Here is a 26,417-nt window from a genome sequence, read left to right on the forward strand (position 1 = left end):
ATCTGACGAAGGCGTCACATGTCCCCCTCCAACGCACTCAACCGGATCGACAGGCTGCCGATATCCCGGTTCCACAAACTCACCCTGCTCGCCGTGTCGTTCGCCTACTTCTTCGAGTTCGCGGACATCAACAGCTTCGCCGTCACGGCGCCGAAGCTCGTGACCATCTGGGGAGTGACGGTCAATCAGATCGCCTATGTCACCTCCCTCTCCTTCGTCGGCATGTTCATCGGTTCGGTCGTCGGTGGCGCCGTCGCCGACCGGTGGGGGCGCAAACGGGCGCTGGTGCAGACGACGTTCTTCTTCGCCTTCTTCTCGTTCGCCTCGGTCTTCGCCTGGGACCTGGTGTCCCTCGGTGTGTTCCGCATCCTGACCTCGGCGGGCCTGTCGGCGATGACCGTCGTGGCCGTCGTCTACGTCAATGAGCTGTATCCGGCGGCGGTGCGCGGCAAGTACCAGGCCTACGCCATCGTCATCGGCATCTGCGGCACGCCGGTCACCAACCTGATCGCCAGCGCGGTGGTCCCGCTCAGCGACTGGTCGTGGCGACTGGTCTACCTGTGGGGGTCGCTCGGCATCCTGCTGGTCCTGTTCACCCGGCACCTCAAGGAGTCGCCGCGCTGGCACGAGAGCCGGGGCGATCACGCGGCGGCCGACCAGGTGCTGTGTGAGATCGAGGAGCAGGTCGCCGCGGAGAAGGGCCCGCTGCCCGAGCCGGCACCGCCGATCGAGGACGTCCCCGCCCAGAAGGCGCCGTTGAAGCTGCTCCTGCAGAAGAAGTACCTGCTTCCGACGCTCCTCCTGACGGTCCTGTGGGTGACCCAGACCATCGGCTTCTTCGGCTACTCGAGCTGGGCGCCGACACTGCTCGCCAAGGAGGGCTTCAGCGTAGAGAAGTCCGTCTTCTACGTGGCGCTCACCACGGTCGGCGCGCCGCTCGGCTCGTATCTGGCGTCCCTGGTCACGGACCGCTTCGAGCGCAAGTGGTCGCTGACGGTGTTCGGCACGGTCATCGCGGTGTGCGGCCTGCTGTACGGGCTCACCTTCAGCCCGGCCTTCATCGTGGTGTTCGGCTTCCTGGTGAACTTCTTCGAGCGCGGCTACACGGCGCTGGCGTACGCCTACTCCCCCGAGCTCTTCGACACCCGTGGCCGCTCCCTGGGCACGAGCATCTCCTACGGCCTCGGCCGGCTGTCGAATGCCGCGGGCCCGCTCATCGTGGCAGCGCTCTACAACGGGCACGGGTACCGGAGCGTCTTCTACTTCATCGCCGGGACCTGGATGGTCGGCGCCGTCGTGCTGGCACTGTTCGGCCCGCGCACCCGCCGGGCCCGCCTCGTCCTGGCCGAGGCACGCGGAGCGGCGGCCGCGTCCGGCCCTCGTCGGGAGGCCGGGTCGCCAACCTCTCCGGGGCAGTGACGCGGCGCATGGACCGCGGGCACGGGGTACCCGCGCAATCAGCCGCGTGCCGCAGCGCGGCTGCGCCCTCACCGTGGTCAGCTGGAACGGACTCAGCGGGTTCGGGAGCAGCCGGCCCGCCTGCCGCGCCGGTGCTCGCCGGTCCGCCGATCCGCCGATCCGAGGGAGATGTTGCCGCCATGTCTTTCGCGGACGCGTTCGTGGAGCGTCTGGACCCGGAACTGTGCGTCGTCACCGCCGCGGTTGACGGCGAACGGGCGGGGTGCCTGGTCGGCTTCTCCTCACAGTGCTCGATCCGCCCCGTCCGCTACCTCGTGTGGCTCTCGAAGGCCAACCGGACGTACGGGATCGCCAAGAACGCCGACCACCTCGCCGTACACCTGCTGGGACGTGATCAGTACGCCCTGGCCCGGCTGTTCGGCGGCGAGAGCGGCGACCACGTGGACAAGTTCGCGGCGGTTGCCTGGGCCCCGGGTCCGCACGCGACCGTGGTGCTCGGCGCGGCCCGGGCCTGGCTGGTGGGCCGCGTGGTGACGCGGCTCGACGAGGGCGACCACGTGGGATTCGTCCTCGCCCCGGAGGCCGCGGGCACCGACGGCGCGCCCGAGCGGCAGCCGTTCAGGCTCTCCGACGCCGAAGGCATCGCACCGGGCCACCCGGTCGACTGAAGACACCTGCCGACAGGACCGGGCCGCTGGGCACCATCGGCTCAGGCCTGGTGTGTCGTCGGCGTCGCCCCGTCGTGGTCGCCCTGCGGGCACAGCACGGTGATGCCCGAGCGGCGGGCGGCGCCCTCGGCGAACAGCAGGGGTACGGCTTCCTCCATCCCGACCGCGTGCGTCACGAGATCGGCCGGCCGCAGCACCCCACGCTCGACCAGGTCGAGCAGTTCCGGGTAGTCGCTCGCCGCCATGCCGTGGCTGCCCAGAACATCGAGTTCCCGGGCGAGCACGCGGTCCAGCGGGATCGCGGGGGGCGGCCCCGCCAGGAGCCCGATCTGCACATGGCGTCCGCGCCGGCGCAGCGACCGGATGCTCATGTCGATCACCTCGGACGCCCCCACCGCGTCCACGGCGACATGGGCTCCCCCACCGGTGAGTTCCACGATCTCCGGGACCGTGCTGTCCGAGACGGTCAGCACGTGTGCGGCACCGGCCTTCGCCGCGAGCGCCAGCGCATCGGCCGAGTGGTCGATCGCGATCGGCCGCGCGCCGAGCGCGACGGCGACCATGACGGCGCTGAGCCCGACGCCCCCGGCCCCGAAGACGGCCACCCACTCGCCGGCCCGCACCTGCCCGCGCGCGGACACGGCACGGTAGGCGGTGGCGAACCGGCAGCCGAGGCCGGCCGCCGCGGCGTCCGAGACGGTCGGGGGGACTGCCACCAGGTTCACGTCGGCCGCCCGCACGGCGACCAGCTCGGCATGCGAACCCCAGTGGGTGAAGCCGGGTTGCGTCTGGTCGGGGCAGACCTGCGCGTTCCCGCCCTTGCACCACTCACAGATTCCGCACCCGTTGACGAAGGGAGCGGTCACCCGGTCCCCCACGGACCAGTTCCGTACCTTCGCGCCCACGGCCTCGACCCGGCCGACGAACTCGTGCCCGGGGATCTGCGGCAGGGTCACCGTGTCGTCGTGCCCGGCCCAGGCGTGCCAGTCGCTGCGGCACAGGCCGGAGGCCGCGACGCGCACCACGGCGCCGTCCTCCGGAACCTGCGGGTCGGGGACCGTCTCGACGGCGACAGGGCCTCCGAAGCGGTGGTAACGCAGCGCCTTCACTTCTTTCCTCCTCCGACACAGGCCGACCCACGAAGGGGCGTGAGAACCCTCATGCGCACCTTGTCCCACGCCTTCGTGCTCCATCCTGCCCCTCGACGATGCGGAGCGAGGGAATCCCCGGTGAAGGACGTACTGACAGGGCATCCCTCACAGCGGCGCGGCGCTTTAGCGTGGAACGCATGGATGCCAGGATCGAAGCACGGGAGTACCTCATGTCCCGTCGAGCGGTGGGTGCCCCGGGACCGCATGACCCGACCACGACCCAAGAGGGCTGACCATGCACACCAGAACACTCGGACAGGGCCTGGAGGTCTCCGCGATCGGGCTCGGCGCGATGGGCATGTCCCAGAGCTACGGCCCCAATCCCGGCAGCCGCGACGACATGGTCGCGGTGCTGCGTTCCGCGGTCGACGAGGGCGTGACCTTCTTCGACACCGCCGAGGTCTACGGGCCCTACGTGAACGAGGAGCTGGTCGGCGAAGCGCTGGAGCCGATCCGCGACCAGGTCGTGATCGCCACCAAGTTCGGATGGGACATCCAGGGCGGCCGGAGCGTCGGCCTCGACAGCCGCCCCGAGCAGATCCGCCGCGTCACGGAGGCGTCGCTGCGGCGGCTGCGTACCGACACGATCGACCTGCTCTACCAGCACCGCGTCGACCCCGACGTGCCGGTCGAGGACGTCGCGGGCACGGTCGGCGAGCTGATCGCCGAGGGCAAGGTCAGGCACTTCGGGCTCTCCGAGGCCTCGGCCGCCACCGTCCGCGCCGCGCACGCCGTCCAGCCCGTGACCGCGGTCCAGAGCGAGTACTCGCTCTGGACACGGGACCCGGAGGCCGAGGTGCTGCCCACGCTCGCCGGGCTCGGCATCGGGTTCGTGCCGTTCAGCCCCCTCGGCAAGGGCTTCCTCACCGGCACCGTCGACACCTCCACGACCTTCACCGACGGGGACATCCGCCGGCGGGTCCCGCGCTTCGAGGCGGAGAACCTCACCGCGAACCAGGCGCTCGTCGACCACGTCCGCCGGCTCGCCCACGTAAAGGACGCGTCGCCGGGACAGATCGCCCTGGCCTGGCTGCTCGCCCAGCAGCCGTGGATCGTGCCGATCCCCGGCACCCGCCGCACGGCACGCATCCAGGAGAACAACGCCGCGACGGCCCTCGCGCTGTCCGCGGACGAGGTCGCCGACCTCGACGGCCTTGCCCGGCGCGTCGGCGTCAGCGGCGACCGCTACAACGCCCAGCACATGGCCTACGTCAATCGCTAGGCGAGACACGCTGAACAGCGGGACGCGCTGAAGCGCTGAACCAGAAAGAAAGCACGACATGACTGTCAACGGATTCGACCAGATCTTCCCGCTCGGGGAGAAGAACGACGCCTTCGCGCAGTACTTCACCGGCCAGAGCTACCTGGCCCCGCTCGCCTCGGGGAGCGTCCCCGTCAGCAATGTCTCCTTCGAGCCGGGCTGCCGCAACAACTGGCACATCCACCACGGCACGGGCGGCGGCGGTGACCAGGTCCTGCTGTGCACGGCGGGCAGCGGCTGGTACCAGGCCGAGGGCGAGGACCCCGTCGGCATGGAGCCGGGAACGGTGATCCGCGTCCCGGCGGGCACGAAGCACTGGCACGGCGCGAAGGCCGACTCGTGGTTCTCCCACATCGCCTTCATCACCCCGGGCGAGAACGTCAGCAACGAATGGCTCGAGCCGGTCACCGACGAGGTGTACGGCGAGCTGCCGAGGAACGGAGCAACCGCATGACCATCCTGGACGAGACCCTCACCCTGTCCAACGGCGTCCGGATCCCGAAGCTGGGGCTCGGCACCTGGTTCATCGACGACGACCAGGTCGCCGAGGCGGTCCGCGCGGCCGTGGAGCTCGGCTACCGCAACATCGACACCGCGCAGGCCTACGGCAACGAGCGCGGCGTCGGCGAGGGCGTGCGCGGCGCCGCGGTCCCCCGCGACGAGCTGTTCGTGTCGACCAAACTCGCCGCGGAGGTCAAGGACTACGACCGGGCGGTCGCCGCGATCAATGCGTCGCTGGAGAAGCTCGGCATCGAGTACATCGACCTGATGCTCATCCACAGCCCGCAGCCGTGGGACGACTTCCGCGGCGGCGACTACGCCGAGGGCAACCGGGCCGCATGGCGCGCGCTCGAAGAGGCGTACCAGGCCGGCAGGATCCGCTCCATCGGGGTGTCCAACTTCCAGCAGCAGGACCTGGAGAACCTCCTCCAGGGCGCGACCGTCGTACCGCACGTGAACCAGCTGCTCGTGCACGCCGGCAACACCCCCTCGGAGCTCCTGGACTACTGCGAGGGCAAGCAGATCCTCGTCGAGGCGTACTCGCCGATCGCACACGGAGCGATCCTGAAGAACGCCGAGGTCCAGGCGATGGCGGAGAAGTACGGCGTGTCCGTCCCGCAGCTGTGCATCCGCTACACCCTGCAGCTGGGCACGGTGTCGCTGCCCAAGACCGCGAACCCCGCGCACATGCGCACCAACGCCGAGGTCGACTTCGAGATCTCCGGCGACGACATGGACGCCCTGCGGGGGCTGCGCGATGTCGACTACGGCGAACACAGCGCGTTCCCCGTCTACAGCGGCAAGTGACGGCAGCCGAGCGGCTCGACGCGGACCACCGCCCCGCCCGCTGGCGGACGCGGCGCTTTGCGGTCAGCGTGAGGGAATGAGGCTGACCTTGCGGGCGCAGGGCGCCGCGGACGTGGACACGGTGTGGCTGCGGTATGCCCGGCCCGCTCTCTGGCCGACGTGGGCACCGCAGATCCGGTCCGTGGAGGCAGGCCCCGAGCTGCGCACCGGGATGCGGGGGCGGTTGCGTCCCGTGGCGGGGCCGGCCGTGCGGTTCCTCGTCACGGACGTCGATCACGAGGCCCGCACGTGGAGCTGGCGCGTGCGGATGGGCCCCGTCCGCATGCGGCTGGGGCACGCCGTGGACAGCTTGGCGGGATCGGGCGTCTCGACGCGGCTGACCATCGAGGGGGCCGCGCTCGTCGTTCTCCTCTACGCCCCACTCGCCCGTCGCGCCCTGCGCCGCCTCGTACGTCCCTGAGACGGGCCTCTCCCCCTCAGTCGGCCGAGTGAGTCGAGGCGCTCCATGGTGTGCCGTACTTGTGGGCGAGGTCCTGCGCCTCCTGCGGCGTGAGCAGTCGGGGCGGGAGGTCCCCGAGGGAGAGGAGGAGGGCGGCGGTCTCCTCCAGCTCGACGGCGGCGTCGACGGCGCCTGCGACCGTGGTTCCGGACACCACCGGGCCGTGGTTCTGCAGGAGCGCGGCGCGGAACGGGAAGGGCAGCTTTTCGAGTGCGTCGGCCTGCTGGACGTCTCCCGGGGGCGCGTAGGGCAGCAGGGGTGTCTGGCCGACGCGCATCACGAAGTACGGGGTGAGGGGCGGCAGCGCGCTGTGAGGGGACCACGCGGGGCGGCAGGAGATGGCCGCGGCGTGGCGCGAGTGCAGGTGGACGACCGCCCGGGCGTCGGGGTCGCGTCGGTAGAACGCGGTGTGGAGCGGGAATTCCTTGGACGGCCGGGGGCCGTCGAGGTGTGTGCCGTTCAGGTCGAGTGCCGTCAGGTGGTCGGGGTCGAGGGAGGTGAGGTTGGCGCCGGTGGGTGTGATGAGGACGCGGTCGCCGTCCCGGACACTGAGGTTTCCCGAGGAGCCGGGGCTCAGGCCGAGTGCGGCCAAGTGGGCTCCGGCCGCGGCGAGTTCGTGGCGGAGGCTCATGCGAGGTGGTCCCAGGCCGTGGTGAAGATGTCGGTGCCGCCGAAGTTGCCGGACTTGAGGGCGAGGTCGATGCCCTCGGACACCCCGCCGGCTCCCGGCTGGGTGCGGGCCCAGGCGACGCCCGGGGCGATCTGCTGTCCGATGCGCAGGGTGCGGCTGTCCAGGGCGGTGGTGACGGCCCCGGAGGTCTCGCCGCCGGCGACGAGCAGCCGCCTGGCTCCGGCGGCCACGAGTGCGGTGGCGCAGTCGGCCAGCGCCTGTTCGATGAGTTCGGATGCGGGGGTCGCACCGGCGGGGGTGTCGTGTTCGAGGTCGTCGAGCGAGGCGGCGGCGTAGACGAGCGGGGGCAGCTTCGGGTCGCGGTGCCAGCAGGCCCGGGCGAAATCGACGAGGCCGGCCACGGTCGCCGCGGGGTCCGCGCGCAGCGCCGCGATGTCGAGCTTGCGGTACGGCAGGTGCTGTTGCGCGTGGGCGACCTGGGCTCGGGTGGCGGCGGAGGCGCTGCCGGCCAGGACGGCTCCGTACGCACCGGATGCGGAGGCCGCGGTGGCGCGGGCGGTGCCCTGGTGCGGTCCTGTGAGGCCGAGGGCGAGGCCGGCCGCGCCGGTGATCAGGCGCATGCCGCTGGTGGCTTCGGCGATGGTGCGCAGGTCGTCGTCGCTGGTGGCATCGACGACGGTGAGGGCCCCGGAGAACTCCGGGGCGGTCAGGGCGTCGCGCACCGGCAGGAAGCCGGAGCGGACGGTGTCGAGGCCGACGGCGCGCACCGGGCGCCGGGTCTGCGGCGCGAGGAGCCGTCCGACGTGTGAGTCGTGCATGGGCGTGAGGGGGTGGTGGCGCATCGGGCTCTCGTCGAGCAGTTCGTCGTGGACGAACAGGCGCGACTTGTAGACGGTGCGGCCGGTGGCGGGGAAGGAGGGGACGACGACGGTCGCGCTCTCCCCCAGGGCGTCGAGGAGTGCGTCGGTGACCGGGCCGATGTTGCCGCGGGACGTCGAGTCGAAGGTCGAGCAGTACTTGAAGTAGAAGCGCTCGCAACCCGCGCCCTTCAAAGCCCGCAGGGCGGCCAGGGACTCGTGGACGGCCTCGTCGACCGGGGTCGTCCGGGTTTTGAGCGCGACGACCACGGCGTCCGCCTCGTTCACCTCGAGAGCGTCGGGCCCGTCGTCGGTCAGGCCGTCGGAGCCGACGGCCACCACCGTCCGGAACCCGCGGGCGACGAGCGTGGTGGCGAGATCTGTGGCTCCGGTGAAGTCGTCGGCGATCGCTCCGAGCAGTGGCATCGGACCTCCATGGTGCGGTGGGTGTGACGTCGGTGTGTGCTCCCGACGTTCCTGCGTGTGAATTTATGTTAACAACCTTTACTCGGATGGGAATGGCTGATACATGTTGTTAACCGGTGGGAGTACATCCAGCCACCGTCTGTCGACCCCTGGCCCCTTGTGCCGAGGTCACGTCTGCCTGTGAGCACTCATCGAGGAGGGCCCGTGAACCTGCACCACCTGTTCGCCGCTACCGAGGGCCGGAGCGTGCGCTACGCACTGTCCGGCGCCGGCGGCGGATTCGCCCGCACCCTCCTCGCGCAGACCCTCCGGATCGAGGCCCTGCAGCCGTCCGTGCTGTGCGACCGCGACCTGCCGAGGCTGCGCGCCATGCTCGGCGAACTCGGCTACGACACGGCCCGCCTCGCCGACTGCCCCGACGAGGCGGCCGTCGCCCGCGCCCGGCGCGAGGGACACATCGCCCTGGTCGCCGACGGAGCCCTCCTCGGCGCGGCCGACTGGGACATCCTGGTGGAGGCCACCGGCAGCCCCGTGCACGGCTACGCCATGGCCAAGGAGGCACTGGAGGCCGGCCGTCACGTGGCGATGGTGAGCAAGGAAGTCGACTCCGTCGCCGGACTCCACCTGGCCGAACTCGCCGAGCGGGCGGGCCTCGTCTACACGACCGCCGACGGGGACCAGCCCGCCAACCTGATCGGGCTTGTCACCTGGGCGCAGTTCCTCGGCCTCGACATCGTGGCCATCGGCAAGTCGAGCGAGTACGACCTCGTGTTCGACCCGGAGCAGGGCACCGTCACCCAGCTCGACACCACCGTCGCCGCCCCGGACCTCGGCGCGCTCCTCACCCTCGGCGACGACGCGCCGGGCACCCTCAAGGCCCGCGCCGAAGCCGTGTCCGCCCTGCCCCAGGGCGCCACCGCCGACTACTGCGAGATGGCCGTCGTCGCCACCAACACCGGATTCAAGCCCGACACCGAGCGGCTGCACTACCCCGTCGCCCGCATCGCGGAACTGGCCGACATCTACCGGCTGCGCGAGGACGGCGGCGTGCTGCGCCGCGACGGCGCGGTCGACGTCTTCAGCGCCCTGCGCCTGCCCGACGAGGCCTCCTTCGCGGGCGGCGTCTTCGTCGTCGTGCGCACCGGGGACCCCGAGACCTGGGAGACACTGCGCGGCAAGGGCCACGTCGTCAGCCAGGACGGCGGCTACGCGGCCGTCTACCTGCCGTACCACCTGATGGGCGTCGAGACCCCGCTGTCGCTGCTGTCGGCGGTGCTCCACCACCGCCCCTCCGGCGGCACCGATCCCCGCGGCCACGCCGTGCTGGCCGGCCGCGCCCGCCAGGACCTGCCCGCGGGCACCGTCCTCGACATGGGCGGGCACCACCACGACGTCACCGGTGTCCAGGCCGTGCTGCTGCGCGACGAGGACTCCCCCACCGACGTCGCCCCGCTCTACCTCGCCGCGCACACCACGCTGGCCCGCCCCGTCGCCGCCGGCGAACTCGTCCGCCTCGGCGACCTCGCCGACGCCGACACGGACCTCGCGCAGGCCTGGAACGCCGGCCGCGCCGCCCGCCCCGCCACCCCGGCGGTGCGGTCGTGAGCACCGACGTCCAGCACCTGCTGCTCGGCGCCGCGGCCGTCGCCGTGCTCGTCGTGCTCATCACCAAGTTCAAGCTCCACCCGTTCCTGGCGCTCGCGCTGTCGGCCCTCGGCCTCGGCCTGGCCGCCGGCATCTCGCCCGGCAAGACCGTCGAGCACTTCCAGGACGGCTTCGGCGACGCGCTCGCCAGCAGCGGCCCCACCATCGGCCTCGGCACCCTGCTCGGCGGCATCCTGCTCGGCTCCGGCGGCGCGGACCGCATCGCGACCGTCTTCATCGGAGCGCGCCCGGTCAAGTGGATCCCGACCGCGATCACCGCGGCGGCCCTGCTCATCGGCATGCCGCACCTCTTCGACGTCAGCTTCGTCATGCTGGTGCCGCTGGTCTACGCGGTCGCCAAGCGCACGAACACGCATCTGCTGTACGTCGGCCTGCCGATGGCCGCGGGCCTGTACGTCTCGCACGGCCTGCTGCCCCCGCACCCCTCGCCCACCCTCGCCGTGTCCGCCTACAGCGCGAACACCGGCCTCACCATCCTGTACGGCCTGCTGATCGGCATCCCGCTGGCCGTCGTCACGGGACCGCTGCTGACCAAGGTGGCCTCCCGGTGGTTCGGCCCGGCCCCCGACCTGGACCGCGGCCCCGTGCCGCAGCCCGACCCGGCGCCGGACAACCAGCGGCGCCCCGTCTCCTTCGCGCTCGCCCTGATCACGGTCCTGCTCCCGCCGGGCCTCATGCTCATCGGCACCCTGGGCACCTCGAACACCGCCGAGGGCACGCTGCCGTACTACTTCTTCGAGGCCTGCGACTCCTCGGTCCTCTCGCTGCTCGCCGCCGTGGTCTTCGCCTTCTTCGCGCTCGGCGTGCGCTCCGGCTTCGGCCTGACGCAGCTTCAGAAGATGGCGGGCAAGGGGCTCGGGCCCGTCGGCGCGATCGTGCTGATCCTCGGCGCGGGCGGCGGACTCAAGGAGATGCTGACCGCGACCGGCATCGACAAGATCATCTCCGACTACGCCGTCGACTGGTCGATACCGCCGCTGCTGCTCGCCTGGCTCGTCGCCGCCCTGCTGCGCATCTGCCTCGGCTCCGCGACCGTCGCCACGGCCGCCGCGACCGGCATCGTCGCCCCGCTGCTCACCGCCTACCCCGGCGTCTCCCCGGAACTGATGGTGCTCGCCACCGCCTCCGGCGCCGTGATGCTCTCCCACGTCAACGACTCCGGATTCTGGCTGTTCAAGGAGTACTTCCAGCTCTCCGTCTCCCAGACGTTCCGCACCTGGACCCTCATGCTGTCCCTGCAGTCCCTGCTCAGCCTCGGCGGCGTCCTGCTGCTCAGCACCTTCGTCGGAGGCTGACGCACCGACGGAGCAGCATGATCATCGGCTAACGTCACATACGAATCACAGAGGAGAGTGACGATGACCGCTCAGGAGCACCTGCCGCTCATCCCGGACCAGCGGCGAGAGCGACTCCTGCGCCACCTGCGCAAGGAGGGCGTGCTCAGCGTCCAGCAGATCACGCAGCTGTTCAACGTCTCCCACATGACCGTACGACGGGACATCGCCGAGCTGGAACGACAGGGGCTGGTCGTCTCGGTGCCCGGTGGCGTCAGGATCGCCAGCCACGTCAGCACCGAACCCAGCTTCCAGGACAAGACCCACGTCGAGCAGCCCGCCAAGGGGGCCATGGCCGCCGAGGCCGCCCGCCTCGTCACCGACGGCATGACCGTCTACCTCGACGCGGGCACCACCCTCCTCGCCATGGTCCCGGCCCTGGCAGGGCTCAACGACCTGACGGTCGTGACCAACGACTTCGCCACGGCCGACGAACTCATGGCCGCGCCCCACCTCGACGTCGTCCACACCGGCGGCCGCATCGACAAGGCGAACCGGTCCAGCGTCGGTCGGCTCGGGGCCGCGACACTGCGTCAGCTCGCCCTCGACATCGCCTTCATCAGCACCAGTTCCTGGGACCTGCTGCGCGGTGTCACGACCCCGTCGGAACCCAAGGTCGACGTCAAACAGGCGGCCATGGAGTCCGCGGCGAGTTCGGTCCTGGTCGCGGGCTCCTCGAAGTTCGGCACCTTCGGCAAGTACCGGGTGGCTCCGCTGGCCGCGTTCGACACGGTCATCACCGACACCGCCCTGGCCGAAGGCGCCGCCACGGGAGTCCGCGACAGCGGCTGCGAACTCCGCCTGGCCCAACCCTGAAGAACAGCGGTCCCGGTGCCGCTTTTCCCCCGCAGGGATGCGCAGGGACGTGCAGGGATGCGCAGGGACGCTAATCCAGCGGGCAGCTCGTGAGCAGCGTCGCGGTGTCCGCGTCGTCCGGGCGCGGCACCGTGTGGTCGGCCGGGGGCCGCGCCGCTCCCGAAACCCACTTCTCCATGCCTTCGAAGGCGGAGCGATAGCACGGGAGGACCGGGCGGAGCCTGTCCGGGAAGCTGTCGACGAGGGAGTCGACGTGGGTGCCGTCCTCCACGCGGTAGTAGCGCATCAGCGCCCCGCGTCCGGCTGTGCGCACCATGTCGGCGTAGACGTCGGAAGTCTTGGTGATGGGCAGGAGCACGTCCAGGGTGCCCTGCAAGGTGATCAGCGGTTTGCCGATACGTCCCGTCAACGCGATGCGGTCGACGGCGCGCCGGACCTCGGCGGGCCTGGCCGCGTAGTCGTAGTCCGCGTCGCACCCCGCGGTCCCCGGCGCGCAGTACGGGGTGCCCGCCTCCGTCGCGCCGTCGTAGTCCGGGTCCAGTTCCTCGCGGTAGATGCGCTGCGTCAGGTCCCAGTAGACCTTGTGGTGGTAGGGCCACAGGAACTCCGAGCCGGCCGGGTAACCGGCCTTGTGCAGGGCCTGCCGCGCGGCCTCGGCGCCTTCTCCCCCGGCGGCGTACGTGGGGTAGTCGCGCAGGGCGGGCGGCAGGAACGTGAGCAGGTTGGGGCCCTTGGTGCGCCACAGGGTGCCCTCCCAGTCCACTCCCCCGTCGTAGAGCTCGGGGTGGTTCTCCAGCTGCCAGCGCACCAGGTAGCCGCCGTTGGACATGCCGGTGGCGAGGGTGCGGGTGGGCGGGCGGTGGTAGCGCTGGGCCACCACCGCCTTGGCGGCGCGGGCGAGTTGGGTGACGCGGTCGTTCCACTCGGCGATGGCGTCGCCGGGGCGGTCGCCGTCGCGGTAGAAGGCGAGGCCGGTGTTTCCCTTGTCGGTGGCGGCATAGGCGTAGCCCCGCTTGAGGACCCAGTCGGCGATGGCGCGGTCGTTGGCGTACTGCTCGCGGTTGGCCGGGGTGCCGGTGACCACCAGGCCGCCGTTCCAGTGGTCGGGCAGCCGGATCACGAACTGGGCGTCGTGGTTCCACCCGTGGTTGGTGTTCGTGGTCGAGGTGTCGGGGAAGTACCCGTCGATCTGGACACCGGGGACGCCGGTGGGTGTGGCCAGGTCCTTCGGCGTGAGGCCGTTGTAGTCGGCCGGGTCCGTGTGCCCGGATTGCACCGTGCCCGCCGTCGTCAACTCGTCGAGACAGTCAGCCTGTTGGCGTTCCGCACCCGGTACGCGCAGTTGGGAGCGGCCCGCGCAGTGGCCGCCGGGCGGCGCCGCGGGCGTCGTCGCTGCGGACGCGGCGACCAGTGAGCAGGCTCCGGCCAGCGAGAGAGCCGCGAGGGCGACCCTCCGTCTGCGGGGTGTCCTGGTGGCCGTACGAAGCGAGAGCATCGGTCTCCTCCAAGTCGCGTGGTGCGAACGGCCCGGAGGCTAGGCCCTCGGTGCCCCTGTGCGACATGTGTGGGCCCGCCATGGTCCGGGCGCCGATCGCGGCGCCGGACACCATGGCGGGCCGTGCCCCGTACTACGGCAATGCCCCTGAACCGCGGGCGGCTCAGGGGCATTCGCGACGGTGGGCCGCGCTACGCGTCGGACACCACGTCGTCGCGCACGCGCAGTCGTGCGCCCAACAGGCCGCCCAGCGCGGTCAGCAGTGAGATGGCGGCCAGCAGCACCGCGGCCGGCCAGGACACCGAACCCCCGGCCGCGTTCAGCAGCGCCGTGGCGATCATCGGCAGGAAGCCCGTCACCGCGCCGGCGATGTTGTAGGCCAGGGCCACCCCGCTGTAGCGCAGATGCGCGGGGAAGAGCTCGGTGAGCAGGGCGCCCGAGACGGCGTAGGTCACCGCGAGGAGCGCGATGCCGAGCGCAACAGCGAGGATCACGGCGATGTGACTGCCGGTGTCGATCAGCCAGTACACCGGGAAGGCGCACACCGCGGAGGCGACGCCGCCCCACAGGGTCACGCGGCCCGCGCCGATCCGCTCGGACAGCCTGCCCATGGCCAGGATGACGAAGATCTCCACCACGGCGGCGACGAGCGTCGCGTTGACCATCAGCCCCTTCGGCAGGCCGAGGGTGTCGGTGCCGTAGCTGATGACGAACGTGGTCAGCAGGTAGAAGCCGCCGACGCCCAGCAGGGCCGAGGAGATCGCCACGAGCAGGCGGCCCCAGGCCGTACGGAACACCTCGACGGCCGGCACCTTGGCACGCTGGTCCTTGCGGAGCAGCTCGTCGAAGAGCGGGGACTCCTCGACCTTGCGGCGGAAGAGGTACGCGAGCGCGGTCAGCGGGAAGGCGAACAGGAACGGCAGGCGCCAGCCCCACGAGTCGAAGGCGTCCTCCGGCATCATCAGCACCAGCGCGAAGGCACCGGAGGACATCAGCGTGCCGACGGGCGAACCGATCTGCGGCAGCGCCGCGTACCGGCCGCGCTTCTCGGGCGGCGCGTGTTCCACGGCGAGCGTGACGGCGCCGCCCCACTCACCGCCGACGGCGACGCCCTGGAGCAGCCGCAGGAAGACCAGCAGCAGCGGTGCGGCGAGACCGATGGTCGCGTAGCCGGGCAGCAGGCCGATGACGCCGGTCGCAATGCCGATGCTGACCACGGTGATGAGCAGGGCCGGGCGGCGTCCCATGCGGTCGCCGAGCCAGCCGAACAGGACGGCGCCGAGGGGCCGCGCGGCGAAGCCGACGCCGAACGTGCCGAACGCGGCGAGCGTCGCGGTCGCCGGGTCGAGCGACGAGAAGAACTGGCTGTTGAAGACGATCGCGGCGGCGGTGCCGAAGAGGAAGTAGTCGTACCACTCCAGGGCGGTGCCGACGAACGCGGCGAAGGCCACGCGTCCGGCCTCCTTGCCGGTGACCACGGGGCCGCTCGCGGCCGGGTCGGTCCCGCCCGGTGGCGCCTGGCCCGCCTCGGCCTGCGTGCGGTCGAGTTGCGTCATGGGGTGCTCCTTGTGCGGTGTCACGCGCTGGGCCGCGCGGGGGCAGGGACGGGAACGGCGGGACGGGTACCGGTCGCGGGGCCGAGGTCGTCCAGGGCGTCGGCACCGTGCACGCAGGCGCCCTCGACGAAGGTGGCGAGGACCTCGACAGCCGCGATCCGGGCCGGGTCCACAGTGACCGGGTCGTCGGACAGCACCACGAAGTCGGCGTACTTGCCGGGCGTGAGGCTGCCGCGCCGGTCCTCCTCGTGGCTCGCGTACGCGGCGTCCAGGGTGTAGGCGCGCAGGGCCTGTTCGGCGGTGGCCCGCTCGTCGCCCGCGAGCAACAGGCCCTCGCGGCTGAGCCGTTCGACCATCGACTGCATGCCGAGCAGCGGCGCGCCGGGGGCCACCGGCCGGTCCGAACTGCCGGGCACCCGCAGCCCGTGCTCCAGGAACGAGCGGTGCCGGTACAGCCAGCCGACGCGCTCCGGGCCCAGCGCCTCGGCCATCGTGTCACCGACCGCATGCAGGAAGTGCGGCTGCGGTACGGGGATGACGCCGAGGTCGGCGTAGCGGCCGAGCTGGTCGGGGCGGACCACACCGGAGTGCTCGATGCGGTGGCGGGCGTCGGGCCTCGGCAGCGCCTGCTGCGCGCGGGCGAAGGCGTCGAGGGCGAGGTCGATGGCCTCGTCGCCGATGGCGTGCGCGGCGACCCGCCAGCCGGCCCGGTGCGCGGCGACCATCAGGTCCCGCATGTCGTCCGGGCTGCCCTGGTAGACGCCGTGGTGGCCGTGCCCGCACAGGGGCTCGGTGACGGCGGCGGTGCGGCCGATCAGGGAGCCGTCGAGCCACAGCTTGACCGGGCCGATCCGCAGCCGGTCGTCGCCGAACCCGGTGCGCAGGCCGAGGTCGATGCCGGTGGTGATGCCGTCCGACTCGTGCGCGGCGAGCGCGTGGAGGTTGTCGCCCGCGACCATCATCTCGACGCGCACCGGCAGTGTGCCTCGCTCACGGGCGAGCTGGTACGCGGCGGCCTCGACGGGGCTGCGCCCGATCAGGCCCTGGCCGATGCCCGCCTCGGTGACGTGGGTGAGCCCCTCGGCCGTGTAGACGGCGGCCGCCTTGGAGATCGCGTCGGCGAGACCCTCCACGGAGACCGGCAGGGTGAAGGAGGTGACCAGGTTCTGTGCGCGTTCCTGGAGCAGTCCGGTGGGGCTGCCGTCGGCGTCGCGGACGACGACACCGCCGTCCGGCTCGGGCACGCTGCCGTCGAGCACGCCCACCCGGTCGAGCACGGGGCTGCTGACCACGCACATGTGTCCCGACCGGTGCTTGAGCCACACCGGGCGGCCGCCCGCGGCCCGGTCGAGGGCGCCGCGGTGCGGGTGCGCGCCCATGACGGTGTCGTCGTACCCGGCGCCGACCAGCCACGCGTCGGCGGGCAGGGTGGCGGCGCGTGCCGCGACCATGTCGTAGAGGGCCTCCAGGGTGGCGGCGCCCGACAGGTCCAGCTCGTCGAGGGTCTGTCCGAACCACGCCATGTGGTTGTGCGCGTCGGCGAAGCCGGGCACGACGGTGGCGCCGTGGAGGTCCACGGTGGTGCGCGCCGGGAGGTGGGCGATGTCGTCGTCCAGGCCGACGATCCGGCCGTTCAGCACCCCGAGCGTGTGGGCGGTGGGCCGCCGGTCGTCGACGGTGCGGATGCGGGCGTTGGTGAGTTTCAGATCGATCATGAGCCTCGGGCCTGGTGGTGCGGCCGGACGAGCGGGGCCGGCGACGGACGGACACGGACGGAGCGGAGGGCGGGTCCGCGGGCGGTCCACGGGGGTCGGCCCCCGGTCCGGGTCCGCCGCCCAAGACGATTGGGCAATGGCCAGTGAACTTCGGGGGCCTCCGTGAACGCACTCCGCTCACAACCAGCAGAATGCCTGGTGAACAGCGCTGCGAACAGTGGCGGACCGCTTACGGTTCACGGCGCCATAATGGGCAAATGCACAAGCCGACCGACGCGAGGACGGAGAGGGCCACGGACACCACAAACCCGACCACGGACCCGACCTCGGACTCCACCCCAGCGGTGGCCACGTCCACAGCCACGGCCGCGGCGACATCCGCGGTCACATCCGCGGTCACATCCGCGGTCACATCCGCGGTCACATCCGCGGTCACGGAGACGGCTCGGGAGCGCGGGACGTCCGAGCCGGTGACCCGGGCGCTGCACGCCCTCGTCCGCGACTGCCTCGACGACCTGGACCGCCTCGTCGAGCGCTACGTGGACGAGATCTCGCAGTTCGACGGCTACCGGGGAGCCGTCGACCGGCCGGAGCTGACGCAGATCGGCCGTACCTGTTACGAACTCCTCCTGCGCCTCATCGCGGACCTGCCCACCTCCCCGGAGCTGCTGGCCACCTCCGAACAGCTGGGCCGCCGCCGCGCCCACCAGGGCGTGCCACTGGACGCGCTGATGCAGGCGATCCGCACGGACTTCCGGGTGCTGTGGACCGAGTTCCTGGAGCGCACCCCCACCGCCGGGCTGCCCGACCTGACCCGGAGCGCGGTGCGGGTCTGGGAGGCCGTCGAGTACCACGCGGTGCACACCCATGCCGCGTACGTCGACGAGATCGCGGTGATGGACCGCGAGCGCGCGCGGGAACGGGCCACGCTGATCGGACGACTGCTGTCGTCGGACGGGCGCGACCCGCAGCTCCTCGCGCAGACCGCGACGCTGCTCCAGGTGGAGGCCACCGGCGACTTCGCGGTCGCCATCGCGCCGCCCGAGTCCCAGGCACGGCTGCGGGAGGCCGTCGACGCCCACCTCAGCGACCGGGGCACGCATCTGCAGCAGCACCACGGCATGCTCGTGCTGATCACCGCGCTGCCGCCCGGCGCGGACGGTCGTCCCCCGCGGTGGCTCAAGGACGTGGCGTGCGCGTTCGGCCCGACGGCGCACGGTCTCGCCCGGATCCCCGACGCGGTGCGCATCACGGAGGCCATCGCCTCGGTACTCCCCCCGGACGCGGCGGGACCGGTCACCCTCGCGGACGTCTGGATGCCGGTGGCCGTCGCCCGCCTCGGCCCCACGGCCGCCGTCCTGGCCCGCACGGTGCTGGCCGGCCTCTCCGACCTGGCGCCACACGAGCGTGAACGCCTGGTCGAGGCGGTCACCACCTACTGCGACACGGGTTCGGCGAGCGCCGCGGCCCGCGAGCTGTACTGCCACCGCAACACGGTCCTGAACCGCCTGTCCCGCTTCGAGTCCCTCACCGGCTACCGCCCCACACGCCCCGCGGACGCGGCCACGATCCTCTTCGCCCTCCGCGCCGAAACCCAAACCACGTAACACCGTCCTGGGCCCGTCGGCGACTTCGTACGGGCCACTGATCGCGGGCAGAGATCGACGCCACGCATGTGCGGGCAGCCCTGCGGGCCCAGTAATGACGTATCGCCGTCGGCAAATCCGGGGAGATGCGAACGGGGTCGGCGGTACCCTCGATGCCCGCGAGCACACAGGGAGCGGTGCAGTGGACGTACTGACGTTGGTCTCCGCGTTCGTGGCGCTGGGCGGCGCTGCCACGACGGCGGTGCTCGGCTACTGGACGCAGCGGCGCCTGCGTCTGGTGGAGCAGCGGAACCTGATGGACTCCTACGGGGCCTCGCTGGCCTGGGCCGCATACGACCTGCAGTCCAGGTTGTACAACATCCTGCGCGGTCACGAGACCGATCAGTCACCGGGGCCGCACCACGGCTTCGTCAGCTCCTTTCATGTGCAAGGCACGCCGAAGCAACGGGAGTTCGTACGCCGGAGCACGGTGTTCGTGCTCGCCGAGTACCTGGGATGGGTGGAGATTCTCCGGCGGGACATCCAGTTCCTCGACCTCGGTCAGTCACAGACCAATCGGAACGCTGTGGGGGTCATCTCGTCCATCAGTACAGCTCTGAACCGGACTGTTACTCGGCACGACGACATACTGCGTCTTTGGCGTGTCGAGCAACGGGCCATCGGAGAACTGATGGTGCATCCGAATGGCGAGCCAGGCCGTCGCAAGTGCCTGGGCTACGCCGAGTTCTGCGAGAAGCTCGAGAGTGACGACGTGTTCCGCCGGTGGTTCACTCCACTCCTTGAGGACGTCGACCGGCTCGCCGAGGACACCGCGCGAGCTGCACCACGCCTCGCCGAACTCCAGCAGAAGCTCATCAACCTCATCGACGTGCTGGATCCGAAGGCGGAGCGATTCCCACAGTTCCGCCAACGGGCCAGCGCGGAGCTGAGCGCCGGAAGGGGCGACTGAAGCGCTCCATGACCCGTTGCCTCAGGGATGTTTCGGTGTCTCAAGGGCACGCCCAGATCGTCATCACCTCGTAACTGCGCTTCCCCCGAACACACTCGATCAGGCAGGCTCAAGATCGAACAAGGGCACGGCCCGGCCGACCGACCGGCCACACGTCCCTACACCAACACACCAACGGGGAGCCACATCATGCTTCGCAACCACCGCCGCAAGGCCGTCCTCACCGCCGCCGCTCTGATGGCCACGACCACGTTGCTCACGGCTTGCCAGGGAGGTGCGGACGGCGGCGACGCGTCGAGCGGTTCCGGGTCGCCGACCACGGCCGCGGACGCGAAGGACACGTCCGGAGCCGACGGTGCGGGTTCCACGGGCGGCACGGAGTCGCAGGCCGGCAGCGGTTCGGGGGGTACGGCTCAGGGCAAGGGCGTGAGCGGAACCTGGTTCGGCACCGTCTCCTACCTGGCGCCCGGCAAGTACACCGTCAGCGACTTGAAGGACACCAAGCAGGCCTTCTTCACCTCGACCGACACCGACATCCAGGGTGCAGGACGCATCTGCGGCGACTCCGAGGGCCAGGCCGCCACCAAGTGCACCGAGGCGGAGCTCGAGGCCGCGTCCAAGAAGGGCGTACCCGCCACGGTGAAGATCAAGAACGGCACGGCGGTCAGCATCGTCGAGGACCACTCCAGCAGCGGTGGCGGCGACTCGGACACCGGCAACCCGAGCGGCCTCCGCTCCGGGGAACTCGGCTACCTGGCCCCGGGCAAGTACACCCTCGAGGACAACGAAGGCATCAAGACCGCGTTCTACACCACCACTAACACGACCATCAACGGCAGCGGCTGGATCTGCGGCGAGGACCGCGAGATCACTCAGTGCACCGAGGACGAGCTCGAGGCCGCCGCCAAGAAGGGCGGCGTACGGATCGTCGTCAAGTTCGACAAGGTCGCCGCCGTCACCATCGACGAGGAGCACAACTGAGCCTCGTCCTGACCGGCGATGCGCACGGCGGCCCGGAGCGCGACGGCCCTCAACGAACTGGCTCGCGACCGGGTCGAGCTCGACCTGGCAACTGGGCTACAACGTAGGGGCGTTGGAGCCTCCGGGTGACCTGGTAAGGCACAAGGCCACCTCGAGGCAGAAGCTCCGGCGCCGCGCGCTGTCGTACACCCATCAGGGCAGCTCGACGACCCACCGGGCGCGCGGATGCCGCTCGGCGACCTCACAGCACGGTCGGCACATCGGAATCGACACCTCCTCCCCGTCGTCGGGTTCGTCGGCCTTCGCCCCGTGCACGGCCATCACCACGAACATCTGCGTCCGGCCCGTGCACAACCCCGGATCGTCCCGGTGCGCCGCACGGCACACACACATGCACCCCCCCGCGGGCCACGAATCAGTCCCGCTCGTCGACGCGGGCGCCGCAACACCCGTCGCACCAACGATTCATGACGTCCCCCTCCGGATCGAGGGGCACGGAACCGACGGCCGCGTAACACCCCCGTCGCCAGGACAGCATGTGCCGGGCGTGTTGGCCATCCTGTTGGCCGTCCTTGGGGCGCGCTCTCAGCAGTTCCTCATGTGATGCGGCGTCCCGGGCCGGGCCGACCGCCCGGTCAGGACGCCCTGGTCCGCTCCCCGAACAGCGCCAGCAGCGTGCCGAGCAGCACCAGGACCACCGTCAGGTACCCGAACACGGCCCCGAAGCCGAAGCCCGAGTAGACACCCGCCACGATCATGCTGCCGATGATGCCGGAGAAGCGGCCGAGGCTGTTGGCCAGTCCCGAACCGATGCCGCGCAGTGAGGTGGGGAAGATCTCCGGGAGGTAGGTGTAGAGGACGGCAACCGTCGTCTGCATCAGCATCATGCTCAGGAAGCCGGCGACCATGATCAGCGCGGGTTCCTGCGCCAGGCCGAAGAGGAGCACGAAGACCGCCGCGGTCGACGCCGTGCACAGGATGATGTTCCGCCGCTCGAAGCGGTCGACGAACGGCCAGGCGAGCAGGGCGCCGGGGACGGCGGCGATCGACAGGACCAGGGAGTAGGTGAGGCTCTCGGTCTGCGTGTAGCCGCGCTCCACCAGCAGCGTCGGCACCCAGGAGCTGAAACCGTAGTAGGCGAGGATCAGGCAGACCATCACGGCGGCGCTGACCACGGTGCGCTTGACGTACCGCGCGGTGAACAGTTCGCGGATGTGGCCGGTGGGCTCTTCCCGCACGGTCTCGGTCGGCTCGGGGAGTTGACCACCGGCCGCGGCGCGCGCCTCGCCCTCCAGGCGACGCAGCAGCGGTTCGGCATCGGCGGCACGGCCGTGCGCGGCCTGCCAACGGGCGGACTCGGGCAGCAGCTTGATGGCTGCGGCCACGCCCAGCGCCCCGCCCGCGCCGACCACGAACACCCAGCGCCAACTCCCCTCCCCCATGGGGATGATGACGCGTGAGGACGCGGCGACGATCGGCACACCCACCAGACCGATGGCGAGGATGAGCGACTGGAACCGGCCGCGCTTGGCGGGCGGGAACATCTCACTGACGAAGACCAGCAGGACTCCGGTCATGGCCTGCAGGCCGATCCCGGTGACGATGCGGGTGGCGCCGAGGAAGACGATGTCGGGCGCCACGGCGCTGAGCAGCGATCCGATCGAATAGACCGCGCCTGCCACGAGCATGACGGGTCGTCGGCCGAAGCGGTCGGCGAGTCTGCCGCCGACCACACCTCCGACGAACATGCCGAAGAACGAGGCCGAGGTGACCACCCCGACCGTGCCGATGGACAGCCCCCACTCCGCGCGGATGGCGGAGGCCGCGTAGGCGAAGGTGTTGAGGTCCACCAGGTCGAAGGCGAACAGGAAGCCGAGTAGCACCATCCAGATCCAGTGGGTCCGGGTGGGGACGGTGAGGCGATCGAGTCGCGCGTCCGGAGAGTGGGACAACTGCGCGGTGGGTGGAACGGGCGTGACATCCATGGCACTCCCAGGGTCCGAATCGAGGTCCGTGTCGCAAAGATCTGACATTAGGGCCATGGGGCTGTCAAGGCTTCCTGCAAGGGTTGTCTGCTTGGACCAGGCATCTCCAAGAGGCCTCTATCTTTAAATGTCGGACGTATTGATCGCGGGGTCCGTCCGGGGGCATACTCGTCGCTCGTCGGCCACCGGGATCAGCGTCCCGATGGCCTTGACGACCCATCCATGGGCGGCGGTCCGGCCTCGGGCCGGGCAGGAGGCCGCCTGCGAGAAGGAGGTTGCGGACGTGGCGGTGCACACAGGCTGGCAGGGGCGCTTCTACGAGGACTTCGAGGTCGGGGACGTCTACCGGCACCCTCTGGGACGCACCATCAGCGAGGCCGACAACACGTGGTTCACCCTGCTGACGATGAACACCCACCCCGCGCACTTCGACGCGCACTACGCCGCGGGCACACCGTTCGGAAAGATCATCGTCAACTCGGGCCTGACCATCGCCATGCTGATCGGGCAGAGCGTCACCGATGTGAGCCAACGCGCGGTGGCCAACCTGGAGTTGACCAACGTAAAGCTCACCCACCCGGTCTTCGTCGGCGACACCCTGTACGCGGAGTCGCTGTGCACCGCCAAACGGGAGTCCCGGTCCCGGCCCTACGCGGGTCTGATCGGCGTGCGCACACGGGCGTTGAACGCCGAGGGCGACGAGTGCCTGTCCTTCGAGCGGACGGTGCTGATCTACCGCCGCAGCCACGCCAAGGAGATCGACTCCTTCCCCGAGGCGAAGAACGGCCCGATGACGCTCGCCGCGGGCGCAGACACCGAGGCCGCGGAGGCGCGCGCATGAGCCAGACACCTCCTCTCCCCCTCCAGGACATCCGCATTCTCGCCGTGGAGCAGTACGGCGCGGGGCCGTTCGGCTCCGTGCATCTGGCCGACCTGGGCGCGGAGATCATCAAGGTCGAGGACCCGCGCAACGGCGGCGACGTGGGCCGTTCCACGCCGCCGTACGCCGAGGAGGGCGACTCGCTCTTCTTCGAGGCGTTCAACCGCAACAAGCGCTCGGTCGCGCTCGACCTCTCCAACCCCGAGGGCCGGCGCACCTTCGAGGAGCTCGTCCGCAACTGCGACGCCGTCTACTCGAACCTGCGCGGCGACGTGCCGGGCAAGATCCGCATCCGCTACGACGACCTCAAGCACCTCAACCCGCGCATCGTCTGCTGCTCGCTGTCCGGCTACGGCATGACCGGGCCGCGCTCGGCCCAGCCCGGCTACGATTACATGCTCCAGGGCCTTGCCGGATGGATGTCGGTGACCGGGGAGCCGGACGGGCCGCCCACCAAGTCCGGTCTGTCGATGGTGGATTACACCGGCGGACTGGTCGCGGCGATCTCGATGCTGTCCGCCGTGCACGCCGCCCGCCGCGACGGCAAGGGCATGGACTGCGACGTCAGCCTGTACGACACCGCGCTCGGCATGCTCACGTACCTGGCCACCTGGCACCTCAACCGCGGTTTCGAACCGGCCCGCACCCACCACTCGGCGCACCCGAGTCTCGTGCCGTTCCAGAACTTTCCGACCGCCGACTCGTGGATCGTCATCGGCTGCGCGAAGCAGAAGTTCTGGGAGCGCCTGATCGCGGCGTTCGGTTCGCCCGCGTGGGCCGCCGAGGACCGCTTCGCCACTCCCGCGCTGCGCTACGAGAACTCCGCCGCCTGCGTACGCCTGCTGGAGGCCGAACTGGCCCGGCGCACCACTCAGGAGTGGCTGCCGGCACTCGAGGCCGCCGGGGTGCCGTGCGCACCGATCAACACGGTGCCGCAGGCACTGCGCGAGGAGCACACCGAGGCCCGCGGCATGATCGTGACGACGAGTCATCCGCGCTTCGGCGAAGTACGCCAGGTCGGCTCGCCGGTGCGGGCCGGAACCCCGAAGGCCGAGCACCGACGCGCCCCCTCGCTCGGCGAGGACACCGCGTCGGTGCTCGCCGAACTCGCCGGGCTCGGCCCGGACGACCTGAAGAAGCTGGCGCGCGAGGGCGCCTTCGGACCGGACGGGAGCGTCTCGTGGATTTCCAACTGAACGAGGACCAGAAGCAGTTCCAGTCGATGCTGCGCTCCTTCGTGGACTCCGAGATCGTCCCGGTGGCCAGGGACTGGGAGCACGAGGGGCGCTACCCCACCGAAATCGTCGAGCAGATGCAGGAGTTGGGCCTGTTCGGCCTGCTCATCCCGGAGGAGTACGGGGGCGCCGCCGCGGACTTCGTCTCCTTCACGTTGATGTTCGAGGAGATCGCGCGCGGCTGGATGGGCGTGGCCGGCATCCTCGGCAGCCACTCGCTGGCCAGCTGGATGATCGCCCGGCACGGTACCGAGGAGCAGCGTAAGCGCCATCTGCCCGATCTCGCGGCGGGCCGCCGCCGTACCGGCATCGCGCTCACCGAGCCGGACGCGGGCACCGACCTCCAGGGCATCCGCACCACCGCGGTCCGCGACGGCGACCACTACGTCGTCAACGGCGCCAAGATGTGGATCACCAACGCCCGTTACGCCGACCCGCTGCCGGTGCTGGTGAAGACGGACCGCGACGCGAGCCCGGCGCACCGCGGCATGAGTGTTCTGCTCATCGACGCGGACTCCCCGGGTTTCGAGGTCACCCGCGACATCCCCAAGCTCGGCTACAAGGGCACCGAATCCTGCGAGGTCGTCTTCACGGATGTCCGGGTGCCGGTGGAGAACCTGCTCGGCGGGGTCGAGGGCCGGGGCATGCAGCAGGTCCTGTCCGCCCTGGAGGTCGGCCGGCTCAACATCGCCGGGCGCAGCCTCGGCATCGCCCAGCGGTCGTACGACGAGGCGCTGGCCTACTCCGGTACCCGCCGCGCGTTCGGCAAGCCGATCCACGACTTCCAGGCGGTCCAGCTCCGGCTGGCCGAGATGGCCACGCAGTTGCAGGCGGCCCGCCTGCTGACGTACTGGTCGGCGGCCGAGCTCGACCGCGGCGAGCGGGCCGATCTGCAGACCGGCATGGCCAAGCTGTTCGCCTCCGAGACGGCTCTCCAGGCCGCGCAGGACGCGATGCGGGTGCACGGCGGGTACAGCTACTCCACCGAGTACGAGATCGAGCGCCTCTACCGCGACTCGATCCTGATGACCATCGGCGAGGGGACGAGCGACATCATGCGCACCGTCATCGCCCGCTCGCTGACCTCGGGCCGGGGGAAGGTCGGATGGTGAATCCCGCGCCAACACCCGTCCCACGGAGCTGGCTGTTCTGCCCCGCCGACCGTCCGGACCGTCTGGTCCGGGCGGTCGGCGCGGCCGATGTGGCCGTCGCCGACCTGGAGGACGCGATCCCGCTCGGCGCGAAGGAGACGGCGCGGGCGGGCCTCGCCGCATGGCTGCGCGCCGATCCCGCCCGCGCCGAGCAGGTCTGGGTGCGGATCAACAGCGAACCCGCACTGGGCGAGGCAGACCTGGCCGAACTGGGCCGCGCCGAGACGCCGTTCGGCGGAATCGTGCTGCCGAAGGCGGAACTGTGCCGGGTGACCGAGGTCGCGGAAGCGGCCCGCGGGCGCCGCCTCCCGCTGCTCCCGCTGATCGAGACCGCCACGGGCGTGTACGAGGCTCCGCGGATCGCCGCGACCCCCGGGGTGCGGACGCTGAGCATCGGCGAGTACGACCTCGCGGCCGAACTCGGCACCTGCGCACCGGACGTGGACCCGGCCCCGCTGGCCTGGGCCAGGTCCCGGGTGGTCGCCGCGGCCTCGGCCGCCGGTCTCGCGCCGCCGCCCGCTCCGGTCCTGGCGGAACTGCGCGACCTGGACCGCTTCCGGCGGGACACCGAACAGACCGCGCGCTGGGGCTTCTTCGGGCGCATGTGCGTGCACCCCGGCCAGGTGGAGGTGGTGCACGCGGCGATGCGGCCGACCGAGGACGAGACGGCACGGGCCCGAGCGGTCGTGGCCGCGGCCGAGGAGGCCGCCGCGAACGGTTCGGGGGTGACGGTGCTCGACGGGCGCCTTGTGGACGCACCGGTGGTGCGACGGGCGCGGCACACCTTGGCCCTCGCCGGGGTCGATTGACGACAGCCCGCCGCGCATG

The 26,417-nt window shown here is 71.0% G+C and carries 24 protein-coding genes; 16 read left to right on the forward strand and 8 right to left on the reverse strand.

Translation table 11 applies throughout. The features are described from left to right. Positions 1–18 precede the first annotated feature (18 nt). Positions 19–1,419: an MFS transporter gene (locus ACY34M_RS38590; RefSeq protein ID WP_462723016.1), complete on the forward strand. Its 1,401-nt coding sequence runs from the start codon at positions 19–21 to the stop codon at positions 1,417–1,419. Positions 1,420–1,598: 179 nt separating this feature from the next. Continuing rightward, positions 1,599–2,087, forward strand: a complete 489-nt coding sequence (locus ACY34M_RS38595) for a flavin reductase family protein (RefSeq protein WP_462723015.1) — start codon at positions 1,599–1,601, stop codon at positions 2,085–2,087. A 41-nt stretch (positions 2,088–2,128) separates the two neighbouring features. On the opposite strand, the gene ACY34M_RS38600 is transcribed toward ACY34M_RS38595, so the two are convergent. Then, positions 2,129–3,196 carry a zinc-binding dehydrogenase gene (locus ACY34M_RS38600; RefSeq protein WP_462723014.1) on the reverse strand — a complete coding sequence of 356 codons (1,068 nt, stop codon included), beginning with the start codon at positions 3,194–3,196 and terminating at the stop codon, positions 2,129–2,131. 277 nt (positions 3,197–3,473) lie between these two features. Here ACY34M_RS38600 and ACY34M_RS38605 point away from each other — a divergent pair, with 277 nt between their 5' ends. The 4 genes from ACY34M_RS38605 to ACY34M_RS38620 all read left to right on the forward strand — a co-directional run bounded on the left by ACY34M_RS38605 (position 3,474) and on the right by ACY34M_RS38620 (position 6,267). Next, positions 3,474–4,460, forward strand: coding sequence for an aldo/keto reductase (locus ACY34M_RS38605; RefSeq protein ID WP_462723013.1), 987 nt, complete (start codon positions 3,474–3,476; stop codon positions 4,458–4,460). 58 nt (positions 4,461–4,518) lie between these two features. Beyond that, positions 4,519–4,953 carry a cupin domain-containing protein gene (locus tag ACY34M_RS38610; protein ID WP_462723012.1) on the forward strand — a complete coding sequence of 145 codons (435 nt, stop codon included), beginning with the start codon at positions 4,519–4,521 and terminating at the stop codon, positions 4,951–4,953. Next, positions 4,950–5,807, forward strand: coding sequence for an aldo/keto reductase (locus ACY34M_RS38615; RefSeq protein ID WP_462723011.1), 858 nt, complete (start codon positions 4,950–4,952; stop codon positions 5,805–5,807). The genes ACY34M_RS38610 and ACY34M_RS38615 overlap by 4 nt, the downstream gene beginning before the upstream one ends. A 76-nt stretch (positions 5,808–5,883) precedes the next feature. Next, positions 5,884–6,267, forward strand: a complete 384-nt coding sequence (locus tag ACY34M_RS38620; protein ID WP_462723010.1) for an SRPBCC family protein — start codon at positions 5,884–5,886, stop codon at positions 6,265–6,267. A 16-nt stretch (positions 6,268–6,283) separates the two neighbouring features. Here ACY34M_RS38620 and ACY34M_RS38625 read toward each other — a convergent pair whose 3' ends face one another. Continuing rightward, entirely contained in the window at positions 6,284–6,937 is a 654-nt protein-coding gene (locus ACY34M_RS38625; RefSeq protein ID WP_462723009.1) for a class II aldolase/adducin family protein, read from the reverse strand. Then, positions 6,934–8,220 carry a 3-oxo-tetronate kinase gene (gene otnK, locus ACY34M_RS38630; RefSeq protein WP_462723008.1) on the reverse strand — a complete coding sequence of 429 codons (1,287 nt, stop codon included), beginning with the start codon at positions 8,218–8,220 and terminating at the stop codon, positions 6,934–6,936. Before otnK ends, ACY34M_RS38625 begins: the two co-directional genes overlap by 4 nt. A 204-nt stretch (positions 8,221–8,424) precedes the next feature. Here otnK and ACY34M_RS38635 point away from each other — a divergent pair, with 204 nt between their 5' ends. The 3 genes from ACY34M_RS38635 (at position 8,425) to ACY34M_RS38645 (ending at position 12,035) form a co-directional block, all read left to right on the forward strand. Beyond that, a complete protein-coding gene (locus tag ACY34M_RS38635) occupies positions 8,425–9,825 on the forward strand; it encodes a homoserine dehydrogenase (protein WP_462723007.1) in 1,401 nt (466 codons plus the stop codon). Next, positions 9,822–11,180: a GntT/GntP/DsdX family permease gene (locus tag ACY34M_RS38640; protein WP_462723006.1), complete on the forward strand. Its 1,359-nt coding sequence runs from the start codon at positions 9,822–9,824 to the stop codon at positions 11,178–11,180. The genes ACY34M_RS38635 and ACY34M_RS38640 overlap by 4 nt, the downstream gene beginning before the upstream one ends. 63 nt (positions 11,181–11,243) lie before the next feature. Beyond that, on the forward strand, positions 11,244–12,035 hold the full coding sequence (locus ACY34M_RS38645) for a DeoR/GlpR family DNA-binding transcription regulator (RefSeq protein ID WP_462723005.1): 792 nt from the start codon (positions 11,244–11,246) through the stop codon (positions 12,033–12,035). Positions 12,036–12,105: 70 nt separating this feature from the next. Here ACY34M_RS38645 and ACY34M_RS38650 read toward each other — a convergent pair whose 3' ends face one another. The 3 genes from ACY34M_RS38650 to ACY34M_RS38660 all read right to left on the reverse strand — a co-directional run bounded on the left by ACY34M_RS38650 (position 12,106) and on the right by ACY34M_RS38660 (position 16,801). Continuing rightward, the gene (locus ACY34M_RS38650) at positions 12,106–13,530 is read right to left on the reverse strand and encodes a 3-hydroxybutyrate oligomer hydrolase family protein (RefSeq protein WP_462723004.1); all 1,425 of its coding nucleotides are present in this window, start codon (positions 13,528–13,530) and stop codon (positions 12,106–12,108) included. A gap of 191 nt (positions 13,531–13,721) precedes the next feature. Next, a complete protein-coding gene (locus ACY34M_RS38655) occupies positions 13,722–15,086 on the reverse strand; it encodes an MFS transporter (protein WP_462723003.1) in 1,365 nt (454 codons plus the stop codon). Positions 15,087–15,106: 20 nt separating this feature from the next. Further along, positions 15,107–16,801 (reverse strand): amidohydrolase, encoded by a 1,695-nt coding sequence (locus ACY34M_RS38660; protein ID WP_462723002.1) that lies wholly within the window; start codon positions 16,799–16,801, stop codon positions 15,107–15,109. A gap of 257 nt (positions 16,802–17,058) precedes the next feature. Here ACY34M_RS38660 and ACY34M_RS38665 point away from each other — a divergent pair, with 257 nt between their 5' ends. The 3 genes from ACY34M_RS38665 to ACY34M_RS38675 all read left to right on the forward strand — a co-directional run bounded on the left by ACY34M_RS38665 (position 17,059) and on the right by ACY34M_RS38675 (position 20,338). After that, complete coding sequence (locus tag ACY34M_RS38665; RefSeq protein ID WP_462723001.1) at positions 17,059–18,408, forward strand: PucR family transcriptional regulator; 1,350 nt, start codon at positions 17,059–17,061, stop codon at positions 18,406–18,408. Between the two features lie 181 nt (positions 18,409–18,589). Further along, positions 18,590–19,357, forward strand: a complete 768-nt coding sequence (locus ACY34M_RS38670; protein ID WP_462723000.1) for a hypothetical protein — start codon at positions 18,590–18,592, stop codon at positions 19,355–19,357. Between the two features lie 189 nt (positions 19,358–19,546). Continuing rightward, on the forward strand, positions 19,547–20,338 hold the full coding sequence (locus ACY34M_RS38675) for a hypothetical protein (RefSeq protein WP_462722999.1): 792 nt from the start codon (positions 19,547–19,549) through the stop codon (positions 20,336–20,338). 192 nt (positions 20,339–20,530) lie between these two features. Here ACY34M_RS38675 and ACY34M_RS38680 read toward each other — a convergent pair whose 3' ends face one another. Both ACY34M_RS38680 and ACY34M_RS38685 read right to left on the reverse strand, forming a co-directional pair. Further along, positions 20,531–20,731, reverse strand: coding sequence for a hypothetical protein (locus tag ACY34M_RS38680; RefSeq protein ID WP_462722998.1), 201 nt, complete (start codon positions 20,729–20,731; stop codon positions 20,531–20,533). 242 nt (positions 20,732–20,973) lie between these two features. Beyond that, complete coding sequence (locus ACY34M_RS38685) at positions 20,974–22,323, reverse strand: MFS transporter (RefSeq protein ID WP_462722997.1); 1,350 nt, start codon at positions 22,321–22,323, stop codon at positions 20,974–20,976. A gap of 283 nt (positions 22,324–22,606) precedes the next feature. Between ACY34M_RS38685 and ACY34M_RS38690 the strand changes: the two genes are divergently transcribed. From ACY34M_RS38690 to ACY34M_RS38705, 4 genes are read left to right on the forward strand one after another with little or no spacing between them, the layout of a single operon-like run. Then, positions 22,607–23,164, forward strand: a complete 558-nt coding sequence (locus ACY34M_RS38690; protein ID WP_462722996.1) for a MaoC family dehydratase — start codon at positions 22,607–22,609, stop codon at positions 23,162–23,164. Next, entirely contained in the window at positions 23,161–24,399 is a 1,239-nt protein-coding gene (locus tag ACY34M_RS38695) for a CaiB/BaiF CoA transferase family protein (protein ID WP_462722995.1), read from the forward strand. The genes ACY34M_RS38690 and ACY34M_RS38695 overlap by 4 nt, the downstream gene beginning before the upstream one ends. Next, entirely contained in the window at positions 24,384–25,550 is a 1,167-nt protein-coding gene (locus ACY34M_RS38700) for an acyl-CoA dehydrogenase family protein (protein ID WP_462722994.1), read from the forward strand. The genes ACY34M_RS38695 and ACY34M_RS38700 overlap by 16 nt, the downstream gene beginning before the upstream one ends. After that, the gene (locus ACY34M_RS38705; protein WP_462722993.1) at positions 25,547–26,398 is read left to right on the forward strand and encodes an HpcH/HpaI aldolase/citrate lyase family protein; all 852 of its coding nucleotides are present in this window, start codon (positions 25,547–25,549) and stop codon (positions 26,396–26,398) included. Before ACY34M_RS38700 ends, ACY34M_RS38705 begins: the two co-directional genes overlap by 4 nt. Positions 26,399–26,417: the final 19 nt, after the last annotated feature.

This window comes from Streptomyces sp. EDA2-14, from assembly GCF_054963755.1.

Coding starts and splice junctions, on each gene's coding strand:
- ACY34M_RS38590 (WP_462723016.1), top strand. CDS start 19: ATGTCCCCCTCCAACGCACTCAACCGGATCGACAGGCTGCCGATATCC.
- ACY34M_RS38595 (WP_462723015.1), top strand. CDS start 1,599: ATGTCTTTCGCGGACGCGTTCGTGGAGCGTCTGGACCCGGAACTGTGC.
- ACY34M_RS38605 (WP_462723013.1), top strand. CDS start 3,474: ATGCACACCAGAACACTCGGACAGGGCCTGGAGGTCTCCGCGATCGGG.
- ACY34M_RS38610 (WP_462723012.1), top strand. CDS start 4,519: ATGACTGTCAACGGATTCGACCAGATCTTCCCGCTCGGGGAGAAGAAC.
- ACY34M_RS38615 (WP_462723011.1), top strand. CDS start 4,950: ATGACCATCCTGGACGAGACCCTCACCCTGTCCAACGGCGTCCGGATC.
- ACY34M_RS38620 (WP_462723010.1), top strand. CDS start 5,884: ATGAGGCTGACCTTGCGGGCGCAGGGCGCCGCGGACGTGGACACGGTG.
- ACY34M_RS38625 (WP_462723009.1), bottom strand. CDS start 6,937: ATGAGCCTCCGCCACGAACTCGCCGCGGCCGGAGCCCACTTGGCCGCA.
- otnK (WP_462723008.1), bottom strand. CDS start 8,220: ATGCCACTGCTCGGAGCGATCGCCGACGACTTCACCGGAGCCACAGAT.
- ACY34M_RS38645 (WP_462723005.1), top strand. CDS start 11,244: ATGACCGCTCAGGAGCACCTGCCGCTCATCCCGGACCAGCGGCGAGAG.
- ACY34M_RS38650 (WP_462723004.1), bottom strand. CDS start 13,530: ATGCTCTCGCTTCGTACGGCCACCAGGACACCCCGCAGACGGAGGGTC.
- ACY34M_RS38655 (WP_462723003.1), bottom strand. CDS start 15,086: ATGACGCAACTCGACCGCACGCAGGCCGAGGCGGGCCAGGCGCCACCG.
- ACY34M_RS38660 (WP_462723002.1), bottom strand. CDS start 16,801: ATGATCGATCTGAAACTCACCAACGCCCGCATCCGCACCGTCGACGAC.
- ACY34M_RS38665 (WP_462723001.1), top strand. CDS start 17,059: ATGCACAAGCCGACCGACGCGAGGACGGAGAGGGCCACGGACACCACA.
- ACY34M_RS38675 (WP_462722999.1), top strand. CDS start 19,547: ATGCTTCGCAACCACCGCCGCAAGGCCGTCCTCACCGCCGCCGCTCTG.
- ACY34M_RS38680 (WP_462722998.1), bottom strand. CDS start 20,731: ATGTGTGTGTGCCGTGCGGCGCACCGGGACGATCCGGGGTTGTGCACG.
- ACY34M_RS38685 (WP_462722997.1), bottom strand. CDS start 22,323: ATGGATGTCACGCCCGTTCCACCCACCGCGCAGTTGTCCCACTCTCCG.
- ACY34M_RS38695 (WP_462722995.1), top strand. CDS start 23,161: ATGAGCCAGACACCTCCTCTCCCCCTCCAGGACATCCGCATTCTCGCC.